At 29.5% G+C, this 17,912-nt stretch carries 15 protein-coding genes; 13 read left to right on the forward strand and 2 right to left on the reverse strand.

The genetic code is table 11. The features are described 5' to 3' along the window. Nucleotides 1-11 precede the first annotated feature (11 nt). The 8 genes from BUB33_RS05635 to BUB33_RS05670 all read left to right on the forward strand — a co-directional run bounded on the left by BUB33_RS05635 (nucleotide 12) and on the right by BUB33_RS05670 (nucleotide 9,748). Nucleotides 12-3,056, forward strand: coding sequence for a type III restriction-modification system endonuclease (locus tag BUB33_RS05635; protein ID WP_072974147.1), 3,045 nt, complete (start codon nucleotides 12-14; stop codon nucleotides 3,054-3,056). 24 nt (nucleotides 3,057-3,080) lie between these two features. Next, on the forward strand, nucleotides 3,081-4,070 hold the full coding sequence (locus BUB33_RS05640) for a hypothetical protein (protein WP_072974150.1): 990 nt from the start codon (nucleotides 3,081-3,083) through the stop codon (nucleotides 4,068-4,070). A gap of 59 nt (nucleotides 4,071-4,129) precedes the next feature. Then, nucleotides 4,130-4,660: a hypothetical protein gene (locus tag BUB33_RS05645; RefSeq protein ID WP_072974152.1), complete on the forward strand. Its 531-nt coding sequence runs from the start codon at nucleotides 4,130-4,132 to the stop codon at nucleotides 4,658-4,660. An 83-nt stretch (nucleotides 4,661-4,743) separates the two neighbouring features. After that, nucleotides 4,744-4,959 carry a YdbC family protein gene (locus BUB33_RS05650; protein ID WP_072974154.1) on the forward strand — a complete coding sequence of 72 codons (216 nt, stop codon included), beginning with the start codon at nucleotides 4,744-4,746 and terminating at the stop codon, nucleotides 4,957-4,959. Between the two features lie 30 nt (nucleotides 4,960-4,989). Continuing rightward, nucleotides 4,990-5,352: an arsenate reductase family protein gene (locus BUB33_RS05655; RefSeq protein WP_072974156.1), complete on the forward strand. Its 363-nt coding sequence runs from the start codon at nucleotides 4,990-4,992 to the stop codon at nucleotides 5,350-5,352. 116 nt (nucleotides 5,353-5,468) lie between these two features. Next, nucleotides 5,469-6,344 carry a pyruvate, water dikinase regulatory protein gene (locus BUB33_RS05660; RefSeq protein WP_072974307.1) on the forward strand — a complete coding sequence of 292 codons (876 nt, stop codon included), beginning with the start codon at nucleotides 5,469-5,471 and terminating at the stop codon, nucleotides 6,342-6,344. Between the two features lie 24 nt (nucleotides 6,345-6,368). Continuing rightward, nucleotides 6,369-8,996, forward strand: coding sequence for a pyruvate, phosphate dikinase (gene ppdK, locus BUB33_RS05665; protein ID WP_072974158.1), 2,628 nt, complete (start codon nucleotides 6,369-6,371; stop codon nucleotides 8,994-8,996). 179 nt (nucleotides 8,997-9,175) lie between these two features. Beyond that, complete coding sequence (locus tag BUB33_RS05670) at nucleotides 9,176-9,748, forward strand: hypothetical protein (protein WP_072974160.1); 573 nt, start codon at nucleotides 9,176-9,178, stop codon at nucleotides 9,746-9,748. Nucleotides 9,749-9,837: 89 nt separating this feature from the next. Here the strand turns inward: BUB33_RS05670 and BUB33_RS05675 are convergent, their stop codons facing one another. Further along, nucleotides 9,838-10,509 carry an NAD(P)H-hydrate epimerase gene (locus BUB33_RS05675; RefSeq protein ID WP_072974161.1) on the reverse strand — a complete coding sequence of 224 codons (672 nt, stop codon included), beginning with the start codon at nucleotides 10,507-10,509 and terminating at the stop codon, nucleotides 9,838-9,840. Between the two features lie 178 nt (nucleotides 10,510-10,687). On the opposite strand from BUB33_RS05675, the gene BUB33_RS05680 reads away from it, so the two are divergent. The 5 genes from BUB33_RS05680 (at nucleotide 10,688) to BUB33_RS05700 (ending at nucleotide 16,527) form a co-directional block, all read left to right on the forward strand. Continuing rightward, nucleotides 10,688-11,791, forward strand: coding sequence for a metallophosphoesterase family protein (locus BUB33_RS05680; RefSeq protein WP_072974163.1), 1,104 nt, complete (start codon nucleotides 10,688-10,690; stop codon nucleotides 11,789-11,791). Between the two features lies 1 nt (nucleotide 11,792). Continuing rightward, on the forward strand, nucleotides 11,793-14,207 hold the full coding sequence (locus tag BUB33_RS05685; protein ID WP_072974165.1) for an ATP-binding protein: 2,415 nt from the start codon (nucleotides 11,793-11,795) through the stop codon (nucleotides 14,205-14,207). A gap of 15 nt (nucleotides 14,208-14,222) precedes the next feature. Continuing rightward, nucleotides 14,223-14,999 carry a hypothetical protein gene (locus tag BUB33_RS05690; protein ID WP_072974167.1) on the forward strand — a complete coding sequence of 259 codons (777 nt, stop codon included), beginning with the start codon at nucleotides 14,223-14,225 and terminating at the stop codon, nucleotides 14,997-14,999. 88 nt (nucleotides 15,000-15,087) lie between these two features. Continuing rightward, nucleotides 15,088-15,861, forward strand: coding sequence for an alpha/beta hydrolase family protein (locus BUB33_RS05695; RefSeq protein WP_072974169.1), 774 nt, complete (start codon nucleotides 15,088-15,090; stop codon nucleotides 15,859-15,861). Nucleotides 15,862-15,957: 96 nt separating this feature from the next. Beyond that, nucleotides 15,958-16,527, forward strand: coding sequence for a xanthine phosphoribosyltransferase (locus BUB33_RS05700; RefSeq protein WP_072974171.1), 570 nt, complete (start codon nucleotides 15,958-15,960; stop codon nucleotides 16,525-16,527). Between the two features lie 50 nt (nucleotides 16,528-16,577). Here the strand turns inward: BUB33_RS05700 and tyrS are convergent, their stop codons facing one another. Further along, nucleotides 16,578-17,801 carry a tyrosine--tRNA ligase gene (gene tyrS / locus BUB33_RS05705; RefSeq protein WP_072974173.1) on the reverse strand — a complete coding sequence of 408 codons (1,224 nt, stop codon included), beginning with the start codon at nucleotides 17,799-17,801 and terminating at the stop codon, nucleotides 16,578-16,580. Nucleotides 17,802-17,912 lie beyond the last annotated feature (111 nt).

Raw genomic sequence — 17,912 nt, forward strand, 5'->3', positions numbered from 1 at the left:
GTGGTGAAGAGATGAAAATTAAATTTAAAGAACAGCAATTTCAAAAAGATGCGGTCCGTTCAGTTATTGATTGCTTTAAGGGGCAACCAAGGGAAATTTCTAATTATACTTTAGATAAGGGTAAAATAAAAAAAGGTGATTTAGATCAAACAAGTTTTTTAGATACAGATAAAGGATTTAAAAATAAAAAGATCCTTTTAAGAAATGTAGATGTCTTAGATAATATAAAAAAGGTTCAAAAGAATAATGGACTAATCCAATCAAAAAAACTTGAAGGTGAATATAATCTAACTATTGAAATGGAAACTGGTACAGGAAAGACCTATACCTATATTAGGACAATGTATGAACTATTTAATCATTATGGTTGGAATAAGTATATTGTAGTAGTACCTTCTATTGCAATTAGGGAAGGAGTATATAAATCATTTCAAATGACAGAACAACATTTTATGGATATATACGGGCATAAGATTAGATATTTTATTTATAACTCAAGACATTTAAATAAGTTAGAAACCTTTGCCTCAGATTCAGGTATCAATGTAATGATTATTAATTCCCAGGCATTTAATGTTCGAGGGAAAGATGCTAGAAGAATATATATGGAGTTAGATGAATTTAATACAAGAAAACCTATTGATGTTATAGCAAGCGCTAATCCAATTCTTATAATTGACGAACCACAATCAGTTGAAGGTAAAACTACAAAGGAAGCGCTAAAAGCATTTAATCCCTTATTTACATTAAGATATTCTGCTACCCATAGAGAAGAATATAATAAAATTTATAGATTAGATACATTAGATGCATATAATGAAAAGCTTGTTAAAAAGATCAGAGTAAAAGGGATAGAAGTTAAAGGTTCAAGGGGAACTAATGAATATATTTACTTGGAGGAGATTAATTTATCTAAGAAGGGTTATCCTCTTGCTAAAATAGAATATGAAGTAAAGGGAACTAATGGCATAAGAAAAGAATCAAGATATGTAGATATAGATTTTGACCTATATTCTCACTCTAACTATATGGAGCAATATAGGGGATATAGAGTCTCTGAAATCAATGGCTATAATAATACAATTCACTTTACTAATGGCATTACTCTTAGGGCAGGAGAGGTACAGGGAGATATATCAGAACTAAATATGAGAAGGATACAGATTAGAGAAACTATTAAGTCCCATTTTGAAAAGGAAAGGGAATTATTTAATCAAGGAATAAAGGTATTATCTTTGTTCTTTATAGACGAAGTTGCAAAATATAGGCAATATGATAAAGATGGGAATGAATTAAATGGTATATATTCAACTATATTTGAGGAAGAATATATAAATATTTTAAATGAATATATAAATCTTTTTGATGATCCTTATGTTAAGTATCTGAAGTCCATTGATTTAAAGAAAACTCATGATGGTTATTTTTCCATTGATAAAAATAAGAGAATGATAGATCCTACTGTAAAAGGAAAAGAAAAAGAATCTGATGATGAAACTGCATTTGACAAGATTATGAAGAATAAGGAAAGACTCCTTAGCTTTGAAGAGCCCATTAGATTTATATTTTCCCACTCTGCACTTAGAGAAGGATGGGACAATCCAAATGTATTTCAAATATGTACATTAAAACATAGTGACTCTACAGTAGGGAAAAGACAAGAAGTAGGCAGAGGACTAAGACTTTGTGTCAATAAATATGGAGAGAGAATGGACAAGGAAGTATTAGGGGAAGATGTCCATGAAGTAAATATGCTTACAGTAGTAGCCAGTGAATCTTATGAAAGTTTTGCTAAGGAATTGCAATCAGATATAGCCAAATCATTGTCTGATAGACCAAGAAAAGCAGATAAGGACTTCTTTAAAAATAAAATTATCAAAAATAAGGAAGGTAAGGAAATCCTCATTGATGAAAAACTTGCAAATAATCTCCAATTTACTTTTATACAAAATGGATATGTGGATATAAACTATGAGTTAACAGATAAGTATTTCAAGGATTTGGAAGAAAATAAGTTAATTATTCCAGAAGAATTAAAGGAGTTTGAAGAAGGTATAATTCAATTAGTAGGAAAGATATATGTGGAAGGCAAGACGGATTTAGTAGAAGATGCTAGGGATCAAAATGTTAAAGATATAAAGGTAAATGATAACTTTAATAAAAAAGAGTTTAAAGAACTTTGGGATAAGATCAATATAAAAACAGCATATTATGTAGATTTTGATACAGAAGAATTAATCAGGAATGCCATTGCTTCTTTAGATAAAGATTTAAAAGTGGCTGATTTAACTTATGAAGTAAGAATAGGTGAAATGGAAGAAATAAGCTCAAAAGAAGAATTGGAAAAAGGTGAAGCCTTTGTAGTTAAGGAAGCGGAAATTGATAAGCTAAAAGCTAATTATCACTCAAGCATTAAATATGATTTAATCGGAAAGTTAGTTGATGAGACTAAATTAACTAGAAATGCTATTGTAAGGATATTACAAGGGATACGGGCAAATACATTTTATTTATTCCAAAAAAATCCCGAGGAATTTATTATTAAAGCAGCTAAACTTATTAATGAACAGAAAGCTCATATAATAATTGAGCATATTATTTACAATAAAATAGATGAAGTTTTCGATATAAATATATTTACTGATAATAAATTAAAAGGAATTCTTGGCAAGGATATAATAGAAACTAAAAGACATATCTATGACTATTTAAAATATGACTCTTCTAAAGAGAAAGAATTTGCTGAAGAAATGGATATAAGACCAGAGGTTATAGTATATGCTAAACTACCGAGAGGGTTCTATATTCCAACACCAGTTGGTAAATACAGTCCAGATTGGGCAATAGTATTTGATGAAGAAAAGATAAAGCATATATATTTTGTAGCAGAAACTAAAGGTAAGCTAGAATCCCTTGAATTTGATACTAGGGGGGTAGAAAGGGCAAAGATTCTTTGTGCAAAGAAGCATTTTGAAAAAATAAGTAATGGTGAAGTTAAGTATCATGCTGTGGGGAGCTATGAGCAGTTGATGGAAAAAATAATGAAGGGGAATTAGGAAAAGAAGGAAAGGGGGATAACAATGATAAATAGAAGTAATCCAGAAGATATTTTTAAGATAGTTAAGGAAGATTTCAACTGGCTTAAAGAAGATATTTATGAACATTTAGAAATCTTAAAAGGTAAAATTATAGAATTAGTTAATGAAGATTTAGTAGAAGAGATTGATGAATATAAAGAAAAGCATGAAGATCTTAAGAAAATACTTGAAAAAATAGATGAAGTAAGAAATGAATATATATCTATAATAAAAGGAGAAGAACAGAGTCAATTCATACAAGATACAGAATATGACTATTTGGAAGATTGGACAGGCACTGACCCTATGGAAATATCCCTATTTGGTCAAAGATATTCTGTAAAATATTGGAGAGATATTTTATTGATATTGATGGAAGAGTTATATAAAAAGGATAAAGGCATAATAGCAGATATTTTAAGAAATGATGATTATAAAGAAAGGGCAAGGGTGCCATTTACTTATGAACATAATAAGATAAATAAAAAATACTATAAAAAGACCTCATATGGATTATTTGTACTTGTTAATGACAATGCTAATACTATTTATAGCAGATGTATAAAGGTATTAGAAATTGCTGGATTTAAGGAACAAGATTTAAAGGTAAAGTTAAGTGATACTATAGAAAATGAAAGCAATCAAGAAGTTAATATCGAGAATAATAGTACAGACAATGGAACGATTAAACTTTCTAAAAAGTATGGAAGTATCTCTATTGATAAATCTTTGTTTAAGACCATAGTAAATAGCATTGTAAATAGAAAGGTTGAATATGGTACTGACTATATAGAACCGAGAAAGATTGTAGAAAAATATGAAAGCTTAATCTTGAAAGATACCAAATATACCGTAGCTTATCATGTAGTTATTAATATAGTTAAATTTCTAATGGATATCCATTTCTTAGATAATTATAGAGGAACTAAAAAAGGCAAATATATAGTAGTTGATGATAATTCACTAAAGGCATGGATAGATAAGAATATATAGAAGTTTAGTTACATTAGCTTATAACTATGGAAAAATTTGAAGATTAAAAGGGGATTACTATGTATAGAATAAATAAAATAGATTATTTTATTGGAGTTTTTCTTACCACAATTATCAATTCTTTAAAAGGAGTTCCTGCGTTATTTGATGAAACAAAAGATAGTAAGAGGGTTGAATTTGCAACAGATACAGGTGAATTTAATGTATATATTAAATATACTACTAAATTAAGCAAGGTTAAGAAGAATATTGAAGGTAAGAGAAAAAATAAGATGTCTAGTAATGTATCTTTTTCAAGCAGGGATTATGAAATTCTGGGAGATGATTTCTATAAAAATGATAAGAAGAAATTAATATGTCTTGTATGTACAAATGAAAAATTAAACGAAACATATATGGCTGTATTAGATTATGAAGATGGTATGAAGTGTTTAGAGAAAAGCACTGATAGTGGAAGCAGAAGGATAACTGTCACTAGAATAGGAGCTGAATATAATTTTTATTGCTATGGAGTTGGATTTGAAGAAGAATATATAAGGTGTCCAGTAGATTGTACCAAGTTTTTAGGATTAAAAGCAGCCGAAGCATAGCAAATTATTTAAGCCAATAGTAGTGAAGATTGTGCTGATGTTTATGGAAAATATAAAAAGCAAAAATTAAAGGAGGCAACAAAATGGCAGAAATAAAATACGAAATCACAGAAAAAATAGCAGTACTTTCAGAAAAAGGTAACTGGACTAAGGAATTAAATAAAGTTAGCTGGAATGATAGACCAGCAAAATATGATATTAGAGATTGGAATCATGAAGAGGGTAAGATGGGAAAAGGAACTACTCTTACAGATGAAGAAGCAAAATTATTAAAAGATGCATTAGATAAGGTATTATAAGATTACAAAAAGAAAGGTGACAAGAGAAAAATGAAATATTTATTTTTATGTTATCCAAAATGTAGCACTTGTAACAAAGCTAGGAAATGGCTAGATGAAAATAATATAAAGTATGAAGAAAGAAATATTAAGGAAAACAATCCTAGGGAAGATGAACTAAAGGAATGGATAGGAAAAAGCCATTATCCTATTAAAAGATTTTTTAACACAAGTGGAAATATATATAAAGAGTTAGGATTAAAGGACAAGCTAGCTGATATGTCTGATGATGAGAAAATTAAACTTTTAGCAACTGATGGTATGCTTGTCAAAAGACCTATTATTATAGGTGAAGAAGTTGTTTTAGTTGGTTTTAAGGCAGAGGAATGGGAAAATAATTTGTGTGCCAAGTAAAAAAATAGTCTAGTAAAAGAATATTTAAATTATGGATGTATACGAGTGAGATCTAATGGACCATGGAGATAAAGATATTTATAAAAATAAAATAACTAATTATTATGCCCGCAAGTATGGGTATATATATTGAAAAGTTTGAATTTTCTATTAAGGGAGGAGAGAAGTTGGGAGATATTAAAATATTTATCCTGTCGGATTCATTGGGAGAAACTGCTACTTTAGTAACTAGAGCTGCTATTTCTCAGTTTAAAACCGATAACTATGAGATTAAAAGATTTTCATATGTGCAAGAATTAAATGTATTAAAGGAAATTCTTATAGAAGCATCTCTTACAAGTAATTCTATCTTGATATATACTTTAGTGGATGAAAAATTAATTGAATTTATAAAAGAATATTCTAAGGATACAAATCTTTTAACTATAGATCTAATTAGTCCCTTAATAAATCAAATGAGTAAAATTTTAAAACTTGAACCTGCAAGGGAACCTGGAGTTATAAGAAGGTTGGATGAAACCTATTTTGAAAGAGTGGCTGCTATTGAATTTGCTGTTAAATATGATGATGGCAAGGATCCACGGGGGCTAATTGATGCAGATCTAGTACTAATTGGAGTATCGAGAACATCTAAGACGCCTCTAAGTATGTATCTAGCTAATAAAAACATAAAGGTTGCTAATATTCCTTTAGTAGTAGAGGTTGAGCCACCCAAGGAATTATTTCAAATACCAGCAAAAAAAATTATAGGGCTTACAAATTCTCCAGAAAAGCTAAATGAAATAAGGGAAGAGAGGTTAAAGGCTTTAGGATTATCAGGTGGTTCTAATTATTCAAGTTTGGAAAGAATATTAGATGAATTAGAATATGCAGATAGAATTATGAAAAGGATTGGTTGTCCAGTTATAGATGTTTCTCATAAGGCAATAGAAGAAACATCTGAAATAATATTATTCTTACTTAGAAAAAACGGCATAAATTTCGGCGGATAAAGAGTTTAGAAAGGGGAGTAAGAAATGGAAAACAAATACGTCTATAGTTTTAGTGAAGGCAAGAAGGAAATGAAGAGCTTACTAGGAGGAAAGGGTGCCAATTTAGCTGAGATGACCAATATTGGTCTTCCAGTACCTTCTGGTTTTACTATTACCACAGCTGCATGTATACGCTACTATGATGAAGGCAAAGTATTGTGGAAGGAATTATTAAATGAGATACATGGGCAGTTGAAGGAGTTAGAGAAAAGAGTTGGTAAGAGTTTTTCAGATGAAAATAATCCATTATTGGTTTCTGTAAGATCAGGAGCCGTTTTTTCAATGCCGGGAATGATGGATACTATACTTAATCTAGGATTAAATGATATATCAGTAAAGGGATTAGCAAATTCAACAGGAAACGAAAGATTTGCTTATGATAGTTATAGAAGATTTATTCAAATGTTTGCAGATGTAGCCATGGGTATTCCGAAGGTAAGATTTGACTCCTTACTTGAAGATATGAAAGAAAATAAAAAAATAACAGAGGATACAGACTTAAGTGCAGAGGATTTAAAAATTTTAGTAAAAAAGTATAAGGAAATTTACTTAAATGAATTAAATGAAGAATTTCCGGAAGATCCCATGAAACAACTGGAACTTTCCATTAAAGCTGTATTTGAATCATGGAATAATCCAAGAGCTAAGGTATATAGAAAACTTCATAATATAGCAGACAATCTAGGAACTGCAGTTAATGTTCAGTCCATGGTATTTGGTAATATGGGAGATACATCAGGTACAGGGGTAGCTTTTACAAGAAATCCTGCTACAGGTGAAAACCACTTATTTGGCGAATATTTAATAAATGCTCAAGGAGAAGATGTAGTTGCAGGTATTAGAACTCCAGAGGAAATATCTCATCTGAAAGATATTATGCCAAATGTATATGATGAGTTTGTAAATATAACCCATATATTGGAAAAACATTATAAGGATATGCAAGATATAGAATTTACAATAGAAAATGGTAAGCTTTATATACTTCAAACTAGAAATGGTAAAAGAACTGCCCAAGCAGGAATCAAGGTGGCAGTAGACTTAGTGCATGAAGGTTTAATATCCAAGGAAGAGGCAATTATGAGAATGGAGCCAAACCAATTAAATCAACTACTACATCCCACTTTTGAAGAAAAGACTTTAAAGGAATCTGTGGTAGTAGCTAAAGGATTAGCTGCATCTCCAGGAGCAGCATCAGGAAAGATATATTTTCATGCAGATGATGTAGTAAAAGCTAAGGAAAGAGGAGAGAGGGCAATTTTAGTCAGACAAGAAACTTCTCCAGAAGATATAGAGGGGATGGTTGCAGCAGAAGGAATTCTTACAGCTCGTGGAGGGATGACCTCTCATGCTGCAGTAGTTGCAAGAGGTATGGGTAAATGTTGCGTTGCTGGATGTAGTGAAATAAGAGTCAATGAAGATATGAGGACAATGAGAACTAAGAATTTAATATTTAATGAGGGAGAATTTCTTTCTTTAGATGGAAGTACTGGAACTGTATATAAAGGAGATATAGAAAAGATACAACCAACTTTAAGTGGGAGCTTTGGAGAGTTTATGAAATGGGTAGATGAAATAAGGACTATGGGAGTTAGGACTAATGCTGATAATCCAAAGGATGCAGCTCAAGCCTTAGAATTTGGTGCTGAAGGTATTGGACTATGTAGAACTGAGCATATGTTCTTTGAAGAAAGCAGAATTACATCTGTAAGAAAAATGATTCTTGCCACTAGTTTAGAAGAAAGAAAATCAGCTTTAGCTGAACTTTTACCAGTACAGAGACAGGACTTCTATGAACTTTATGAAGTCATGGGAGAAAAACCAGTTACAGTGAGACTTTTAGATCCTCCATTACATGAATTCTTACCAAATAAGGATGAAGATATAAAAGAATTAGCTGAGGCTATGAGTGTAAGTTTTAACGATTTAAAAGACAGAGTAGAAGAATTAGCTGAATTTAATCCAATGCTTGGGCATAGGGGATGTAGATTAGCTGTAACTTATCCAGAAATATATAGGATGCAGGTAAGAGCAATAATGGAAGCAGCAATAGATATTAAAGAGAAGGGATATAATGATATTTATCCGGAAATTATGATTCCATTAATTGGACATGTAAATGAATTAAAATATGTAAAAAATGAAATTATAGAAGAAATAAATCTTGTATTTGAGGAAAGAAATAATATAGTTAAATATATGATAGGTACAATGCTTGAAGTTCCAAGAGCAGCAATAACTGCAGATGAAATAGCTAGTGAGGCTGAATTCTTTAGCTTTGGAACTAATGATTTAACTCAAATGGGATTTGGATTTTCAAGAGATGATGCAGGAAAATTCCTAAATGAATATATAGAAAAGGGAATTTTTGAAAAGGATCCTTTTCAGGCTATAGATATTGATGGTGTAGGCAAATTAATGGAGATTGCCATAGAATATGGTAGAAAGGCTAATTCAAAATTAAAATTAGGAATATGTGGTGAACATGGTGGAGAACCAAGTTCAGTTGAGTTTTGCCATAAGTTAGGTCTTAACTATGTAAGCTGTTCACCTTTCAGAATACCAATAGCAAGATTAGCAGCCGCCCAAGCACAAATAAATAGTCCAAGATAAATAAAAAATAGTCTAATAAATATGAAAGTATTTATTAGACTATTTCTATTTAGTAATGATGATGTAGATAAAGATTTTGATACAGTTGAATATGAAAATAAAATATAAATTTCAATCTACACTATTCTCTGCCGATATATAATATATAGTTAAAACGGAATGTGAGAAGGAGTGATATTGTGAAAATAGAAAGAACTCAATTTACAATTAGTAACTTTATGCAAAATAATAAACAAATCAAAGGTTTTAAACCTTGGAACAGTAAAAATATTATATCAGGACAAAATATATTTGGATTTAATATGACTCAAAATAAAGATAAAAAGATAGATGATGGTGGAAGTATTGCATCTATAATGAGTAAGAAAATTAAAGATGATATCATTGCAGACAAGATTGCTAAAAAGATTGCAAGAGGTGAAAAACTTACGGAAGAAGAAAAAGCTAAAATCATGGAAATTGATCCTGAAAAATTAAGAAAAGCTGAAATGGCAAATCGAAGACGTGAGGAAATCGAAAGCAGACTAAAAAATGCAAAGTCAGAAAAAGAGGCTAGGGATATTATATTAGAGGCAAAGATGGAGGCAAGGATAATTTCTGATAAAGGTGATATTAAATACGGAGAATATCTAATAGAAGCAGTAAATAAAGCTGAACAAAACTATAATAATAAGGATATCAAAGAAAGTAAAGATATCATTAAAGATGTATTAGATAAAGATAAAGGCAAGTTTTTTGATATTAAATTATAGGTCAAATCAAAGCCATTAAAACCTTAATGTATTAAATAATGAGATTTTAATGGCTTTGATTTTTCTATATATTAAAAAGGATATTGTAATTATTGTTCTCTTTTCAATATGGATATAGTAGCCTTTTCAGGAATCCCAATAGGTTCCACTATTATTTCACCAGCATAATCTTTTCCTTTTAATAATCCTTTCTTCATTAAATGAAAGGTAACAGTCTTATTTGCTTTAACAGATATGCCAAGAACATTTCCATTATCTCCATCTAATCCAGAAGGAATATCTACTGAAAGAATGTTGCTGGAATAATTGTTAATAAAAGAAATTACTTCTTTAAATATTCCACTTACTTCTCTGGTAAGTCCAATTCCAAATATGGAATCTATAGTTAAGTCGTTTTTTAATAAAGATTTCTTGAGAGTTTCAAGTTCCATTTCACTATTATTAATATTAATAAATTTTATTTCCATATTTTTAAGTATATTTAAATTAATATTAAAATCTTTAGTTCCTTTATCCAAATTACCAATAATAAATATATCTACTTTCTTTTCATTTAATATAAGATGACGAGCTATGGCTAAACCATCTCCACCATTATTACCAACTCCACATATTACAGTGAAATTTGTTGTTTTATCTAAATCTATATTATTGACTACCTTTATTGCAGCATTTTCCATAAGAACTATACTGGGAATACAAATATTTTCTATGGCATAGGAGTCCATAGCCTTCATTTCATTACAGCTAATAGTAATCATAAAAAACACTCCTTTCAAGACTATTATATATCTTAGGGAAAGTAGTATCAACAATATATAATTTAGGATATTTGGTTTTCCACTTCATTATTATAATATATAGTTATATAATAGAAATGGAAGATATTATGGTAGCTGTTAATTAATATAAATTTCTTCTAAAAAATGGGGGGATATTATGGAACTTAAGATTTTTCACACAGGGGACATTCACTTGGGAATGAAATTCAATAATTATGCAGATGAAATAAAAGAAAAATTATGTGAGGTCAGATTTTTGACTTTAGAAAATATGATAATAAAATCAAATGAATTAAATGCAGACTTATTTGTTATTGCGGGAGATTTATTTAATACAATACAAGTAGCTAAAAGAGATATACATAGAACTGTAAAGATTTTGGACAAGTTTAATGGAGCATGTGTATTAGTCTTACCTGGAAACCATGATTATGATAATGGTATGACAGATTTATGGAGGGAGTTTACTAAAATACCAAGTGAAAAAATAGTTTTATTAAATGAAAAGAAGTATTATTTTTTAAATAATTATGATTTAGACGTAGTTATATATCCAGCTCCTTGCCATAGCAAACATTCAAGTGAGAATAGCTTAGGTTGGATTAAGGAGGAAGGATTATCACAAACAGGTAAATATCATATAGGAGTTGCCCATGGGGCATTAGAAGGACTTTCTCCTGATATTGAGGGGAATTATTATTATATGGGGATAAATGAGTTAAGTTCTATACCCACAAACTTATGGCTGCTAGGGCATACTCATCTTATGTATCCATTTAAAGATAAAATATTGGATAATAAAATATTTAATGCAGGTACACCGGAGCCAGATGGATTGGATTATAAGGATAAGGGTAATGCTTGGTTTATAAATATAAATGATGGAAAAATAGTTGGTGAGAAAATACCTACAGGAGAATATAGATTTTTCGATCAAGAATTTGAAGTAAATTCTGATGAAGATTTAGACTCTATAGAATTATGGGCTTTAAAGGATGAACCGAATAAGAAAATCATTCGTCTATGTCTTAAAGGCAGTATATCCAATGAAGCCTATGAAAATTTAAATGATTTTTACAGAAATTTAGAATCTAAAATATTTCACTTAATAGTTGACGATTCCCATTTAAGGGTTAGGATAAATAAAACTACTATAGAAAGAGAATTTACAAAGGGCTCTTTTCCCTATGAATTTTTAAATGGTTTGACTTATGATGATGAAGCATTGCAGATTGCATATGATTTATTGAGGAGGAGGTAAAATGTATATTAAATCCTACGAGAGTACGAGATTTGCTGGGTTAAAGGATATTAGTCTGGGGTTTGATAGGGGAGTTAATGTAATATTAGGGCCAAACGAATCAGGAAAGAGTACTATTATTGAAGGGATTCATTCTACTTTATTTAAGGATATAAAACTTAAAAGAAATAATAATCTAGATAAAGAGTTTTTATTTAAGTTTATGCCACAGCCAAATGGTGATTTTATCAATGGCAAAGTTGTTATAGAATATGACAATGGAGAATATGAAATCTATAAAGAATGGGGAAATACTGAAAATATACATTTATTAACTCCAAATGGAACTATTATAAAAAATGAAAATGACATTAAAGAAGAATTGTCTAAAATCTTAACCCATGGAGAAAGCACATATAGCAATATTGTATTTGCGAAGCAAAGAGATTTGAAGAGGGCTTTGTTTAATATAATTAATAATAGGGAAATAACTAATGAGATTAATGATTTATTAAGAAGAACTATGATGGAATTAGACGGTATATCCATTGATACTATACAGAAGAATATAGAAGATGAAATAGATAGTTTATATAAGAGATGGAATAGAGAGAAAAACTATCCAGAAAATAATAGAGGAGTTAATAACCCATATAAAACTGGATTAGGAAAAATATTAGAAAGTTATTACAATAAAGAGAATTTAAAATTGCTTATGGAAAGAGCAGATGAATCAGAAAAAGAGTTTGAAGATATATGTAATAAAATTAAGGAATTAGAGAATAAGATAAAATTACTATCTGAAAAAAAGCTTGGATTAGAAAAGATTGAAGATGATGTAAATAATAGGATGATTTTAGATGCGGAAATATCTTCTATCAATAAAGATTTAGAAGATTTCTCGGAAGCCAATAGAGAATGGCCTAAAACTGAGCAATTATTAGAACAACTGGATGAAAAAATTCTTGTGTTAAAGGAAAAAAGAAAAAAATTAAATAAAGAGAAGGATGATTTAGAGAAATCAAAGAAGAGGGAAGTCCTAGAAAGGAAACTAAAAAATATAGAAGAAATTCAAGAGAAGATAAATTACATTATAAATGAATTATCTACAATACCCATAATAAGCAGTGATGATATAGACAAATTATCTAAGATTCAGACTGAGTTATTAACATTAGATACCACTATGAAGGCTGGTAAAATGATAGGAATATTAAAAAAATCATCGGATAAGCCCTTATATATATCAAGAGATTTTAGGGAGCGAGAAGTACTTGATTTAGGTAATCCATTTGAAGCCAATGGTGTAATAAATATAAGTTATGATAATGAACTTGAAATGGAAATTAAAACAGGAGATTTAGATTTTCAAGAATTGAATGATAAATATAAATCATCTAAGAAAGAATATAATCAATTATTACACATTCTCAAGATTGATACTATAGAAACTGGTAAACTTAATCTCCAAAAAATTAAAAGACTAGAGAATGAAAAGATATCTTTAAACAAACAATTGGAATTCATATTAGATAAGGATACTAAGGAAGAATTAGAGGAAGAATTGAAAGAATTAGAGAATATTAAAGTCTTTAGAGATTTAGATGAAATCCATAAAGAATTAACTGAAATCAATGAGGAAGAATTAGATATTTTAGCAAATAAAAAAAACAAAACAGATCTAATAGTTCAGTGGAAGGAGAAATATACTGACCATGATAATTTATTTGATTTAGTTATAGATAAAAAAACTATACTTAAAGATAAAAGGTCAAAACTAGAAAAATTAAAACCATTACCAGAAGAATTTACTACAGCAGACGAATTTAAAATCAATTTAATTTTAATTAGAGAAGAATTAAATAGTGCTCAAGGTGATTTGGACAAGTTAAAATCCTATTATTATGAAGCTAAAAATAATCTCTTGGATACATCTTTTGAAGAACTAAGAGAAGAATATTTACATTCTGAGTCTATATTTAAAAGGAATATTCAAAGAGGAGAAAAACTCTTAGAAATTCAAAAGGTATTTTTAAAAACAAAAGAAGAACTATCAAGCAATCCTATGGAACCATTAGCCTATGAATTTGCAAGATTGCTGGAAATTATTACAGATGGTAAATATAAAACTGGGGACATAGATGAAGAGTTTAATATAAAGCTTCAAAACTTAAATGGTGAGATTCCTGTGGAACTGTTATCAGCTGGGACTTATGATAGTGTTACATTAGCCCTAAGGTTTTCACTACTAAAGCATATTTTTAAGGGAAAGACTGGATATGTAATATTAGATGATTGTTTAGTAGATTTAGATCCTAAGAGAAAGGATCAATCTATAAAACTAATAAATGACTTTGCTAAAGAATACCAAGTTATTTTTACAACTTGTGATCCAGAAACAGCAAAGATGCTAGGTGGAAATATTATAAAAATATAAAGGAAGGTGTTATAAATGGATATTATTAAAAAACATTGTATAGCCTTAATTTTTATCTTTGTATTAATATTAAATAATAATGTTTATGCCGCTGATGGGCTTTATCGTTTAATGCATAATGATCATGATGCATTAATAGTTGGAGAAATAATCAGTATAGATGAAAATGATATAAAAGTTTCTGTAGAAAAAAATATAATTAGTAATAAGAATTTAAATGATTATGCTGTTAGAAAGCAGTTAAATCTTAGTGAAGCAAGTATTATATCATCATTTAGATATACGTTTTTCTATGATGAGAATGACAATGAAGGTAATCCTTCTGTAGGGGATTATGTACTTATGTCAGTTTTAAAATCGAGAAAAGGTTTTGAAATCGCTTGGGGAGCATATAAGGTTGATAGTTTTGATTATAAAAATTTATCAGTGGTTTTACCGAAATATGCAAGTATGAGCTGCAAAATGGAAGCTGCTGCTATCAAAACTTTTGTTAATAGTGATGGAGAAATTAATGAATTTTTCTTTGATGGAGATAAAGAAATTGTTTATGCCGGTGAAGATAAAACTATTATTTTCGATGGAAATATTCAAGAATCAGAAGAAATCTCTTCTGATTCTATAAATAATACGAAAAAGGAGCATTCTATAGCCATAATAGGTGGTGCTGATGGCCCTACGGCTTTATATCTTACGGGAAATCCAATTAAAGCTTTGATTGTTCCAACTATTGTAATTTTATTAGTAGGTTTTGCTATTGGATATTTTGTTAAAGCAAAGATTTCAAAGAAATAAATATATATAAAAAACTATAAAAGGAAAGGTAGGTGAAAATCCTGTAACGCTATAATCTTATTTGTATTAGGTTTGAGTTCAGGATTAAATGAAAGATTATTTATATTCTAATTATATAGTTGAAGAAAAGATATATATAGAAAATATTCCTGCCATTTTATTTAGACCAAAAGATGTAGAAGGAACTATACCAACTATTATATTTTACCATGGCTGGGGTTCAAGTAAGGAATCTCAAAGGATTAGAGGATTAATATTTTCAACAGTAGGCTTTCAAGTATTAATACCAGATGGAATCTATCATGGAGAGAGAGGTTCTATAGATTATGTAACTGCTAGTGGTAAATATTTTTGGGAGACAATATTAAAGAATCTGGAAGAGTCTAATTTATTGATAGAAGAAATTATTAAGAAATATGAAGGAGATCCAGATAATATTTTTCTAACTGGACATTCTATGGGAGGGTTTACTGCTGCAGGAATATTTACACATAATCCTATGATGAAATCCTTAGTTGTTTTAAATGGTTCTTGTGCATGGAAAAACTCTAATGAAATATTTAAAAAATATTTAGGAATTAAAATGACTGAGGACTTAAAAGAAATTGAGGAAAAGATAGTGAAATTAGATCCTTATAACAATTTGGAATTATTTAAGAACAGACCTGTTCTTATACTTCATGGAGATAGTGATAGTGTAGTGTCCATAGATAGCCAAAGATTATTTGTACAAAAGCTTCAGCCTTTGTATAAAAACAAGGAAAATATTAAGTTAGTTGAATATCCTAACTTAAATCATTATGTAACTACAAATATGATGAAAGAAAGTATATCTTGGTTATGTGAATTGAAAAAAATTTAATAAGGGTTAAACTATTTAGCTTATATAAATATTAAATTCTTGAATAAATTCTTTAATTATTATAGTATAGTATAAAATAATCATTGAGGTGAAGAAATGGAATTGCTAAAACAAAGAATAGTTAAAGATGGAACTCTTAAAGAAGGAAATGTTATAAAAGTAGATAGTTTTTTAAACCATCAAATAGATATAGAATTGTTAAATGAAATAGGAAAAGAATTTAAAGCTAGATTTGTATCTGATAAAGTAGATAAAATTCTTACGATAGAAGCGTCAGGTATAGCTATTGCAGTTATTGCAGCTCAACATTTTAATGTCCCAGTAGTATTTGCAAAGAAAACAGAATCAAAAAATCTAGATAATGATACATATGAAAGTACAGTATACTCCTATACAAAGGACAAAACTTATACTATAAGAGTATCAAAGCGATACCTAAATGAAGGGGAAAATATATTGATAATAGATGATTTCCTTGCTAATGGAAAGGCTGCTGAAGGATTGATAGATATAATAAATAGGGCTAACTGCAATTTAGTTGGACTAGGTATTGCTATAGAAAAGGGATTTCAAAAAGGTGGTGACAGTCTAAGGAGTAGAGGAATAAAACTTGAATCTTTAGCAATTGTACAATCTACAGAAAATGGAAAAATTATATTTAGATAAATAACTTCACTTTTTGGTGCCAGGCACCAAAAAGTGAAGTTATTTTAATTTTAAATTCTTACTTGATGATATACTTTTTTACCTTTTCTAATCATTATTTTTCCATCTTTGAAGTCATCTAAAGTAACTTGTTTATCTATTGACTCTACTTTTATATCGTCAATCGTGATACCACCTTGTTCTACAAGTCTTCTTCCTTCACTATTTGATTTAGTAAGGTTTATATCCTTTAATAAGTCAAGAATTCCAATGCCCTTTTCAAATACAGTTTTATCCATTTCAGTAAAAGGAATTGAACCTTCATCTATACCACCAGAGAATAATGCTTTAGCTGCCTGTTGGGCTTTGTTAGCTTCTTCTTCTCCATGAATTAGCTTTGTTACTTCAAAGGCTAATATTTCTTTGGCTTTATTGATTTCTGCTCCCTCTAAAGCATTTAGTTTTCTTACTTCATCCATTGGAACAAATGTTAGTAGTCTTAAACATTTATCAACATCTGCATCATCAACATTTCTCCAGTATTGATAAAATTCATAGGGAGATGTTTTTTCAGGGTCTAACCAAAGAGCCCCCTTTGCTGTTTTACCCATCTTATCTCCTTCACTATTAGTGAGTAAGGTGCAAGTCATAGCATATACCTGTTTGCTGGATTTTCTTCTTACTAAGTCCATACCAGCAATCATATTTGACCATTGGTCATCCCCGCCTAATTGCATTTTACAATTATATTTTTCATTTAATACATAGAAATCATACCCTTGCATTAGCATATAGTTAAATTCCAAAAAAGATAGTCCTTTTTCTAATCTTTGTTTAAAACATTCTGCAGTTAACATTCTATTTACTGAAAAATGAGAACCTACTTCTCTTAAAAAGTCAACATAATTTAAGTCAAGTAACCAATCTGCATTATCAACTAAAATAGCTTTACCTTCACTAAAGTCGATTAATTTACTTAGTTGTTTTTTAATGCTATTTACGTTATGAGCAATATCCTCTTTAGTAAGCATTTTTCTCATATCAGTTCTACCAGAAGGGTCACCAATCATTGCAGTACCACCACCAACTAAGGCGATTGGTCTATGGCCAGCTCTTTGCATATGAGCCATGAACATCATGGCAATAAAGTGACCTACGTGTAAACTGTCAGCAGTAGGGTCAAACCCTATATAAAAAGTCACATTTTCTTTACCTAACAATTCCCTTATTTCTTCTTCATGGGTAGTTTGCTTGATATATCCTCTTTCCATTAAAGCATCGAATACATTTTGCATAATATTCCTCCTGTTTTTTTATTGCTATATTACGTAGTTTTGCAACTCAAATTTGTTCATTAAAACCTATTGTTCCTTATGGTAGGTCATAAAAAAAGGGCCTCATCTCAT

This window comes from Tissierella praeacuta DSM 18095 (assembly GCF_900128955.1).
Lineage (GTDB): Bacteria > Bacillota > Clostridia > Tissierellales > Tissierellaceae > Tissierella > Tissierella praeacuta.

Excerpts from the sequence above, each read along its gene's own strand:
- BUB33_RS05645 (WP_072974152.1), top strand. The coding sequence starts at position 4,130 with ATGTATAGAATAAATAAAATAGATTATTTTATTGGAGTTTTTCTTACC.
- BUB33_RS05695 (WP_072974169.1), top strand. The coding sequence starts at position 15,088 with ATGAAAGATTATTTATATTCTAATTATATAGTTGAAGAAAAGATATAT.
- BUB33_RS05650 (WP_072974154.1), top strand. The coding sequence starts at position 4,744 with ATGGCAGAAATAAAATACGAAATCACAGAAAAAATAGCAGTACTTTCA.
- BUB33_RS05660 (WP_072974307.1), top strand. The coding sequence starts at position 5,469 with ATGGGTATATATATTGAAAAGTTTGAATTTTCTATTAAGGGAGGAGAG.
- BUB33_RS05690 (WP_072974167.1), top strand. The coding sequence starts at position 14,223 with ATGGATATTATTAAAAAACATTGTATAGCCTTAATTTTTATCTTTGTA.
- BUB33_RS05680 (WP_072974163.1), top strand. The coding sequence starts at position 10,688 with ATGGAACTTAAGATTTTTCACACAGGGGACATTCACTTGGGAATGAAA.
- tyrS (WP_072974173.1), bottom strand. The coding sequence starts at position 17,801 with ATGCAAAATGTATTCGATGCTTTAATGGAAAGAGGATATATCAAGCAA.
- BUB33_RS05635 (WP_072974147.1), top strand. The coding sequence starts at position 12 with ATGAAAATTAAATTTAAAGAACAGCAATTTCAAAAAGATGCGGTCCGT.
- ppdK (WP_072974158.1), top strand. The coding sequence starts at position 6,369 with ATGGAAAACAAATACGTCTATAGTTTTAGTGAAGGCAAGAAGGAAATG.
- BUB33_RS05675 (WP_072974161.1), bottom strand. The coding sequence starts at position 10,509 with ATGATTACTATTAGCTGTAATGAAATGAAGGCTATGGACTCCTATGCC.
- BUB33_RS05700 (WP_072974171.1), top strand. The coding sequence starts at position 15,958 with ATGGAATTGCTAAAACAAAGAATAGTTAAAGATGGAACTCTTAAAGAA.
- BUB33_RS05655 (WP_072974156.1), top strand. The coding sequence starts at position 4,990 with ATGAAATATTTATTTTTATGTTATCCAAAATGTAGCACTTGTAACAAA.
- BUB33_RS05640 (WP_072974150.1), top strand. The coding sequence starts at position 3,081 with ATGATAAATAGAAGTAATCCAGAAGATATTTTTAAGATAGTTAAGGAA.
- BUB33_RS05685 (WP_072974165.1), top strand. The coding sequence starts at position 11,793 with ATGTATATTAAATCCTACGAGAGTACGAGATTTGCTGGGTTAAAGGAT.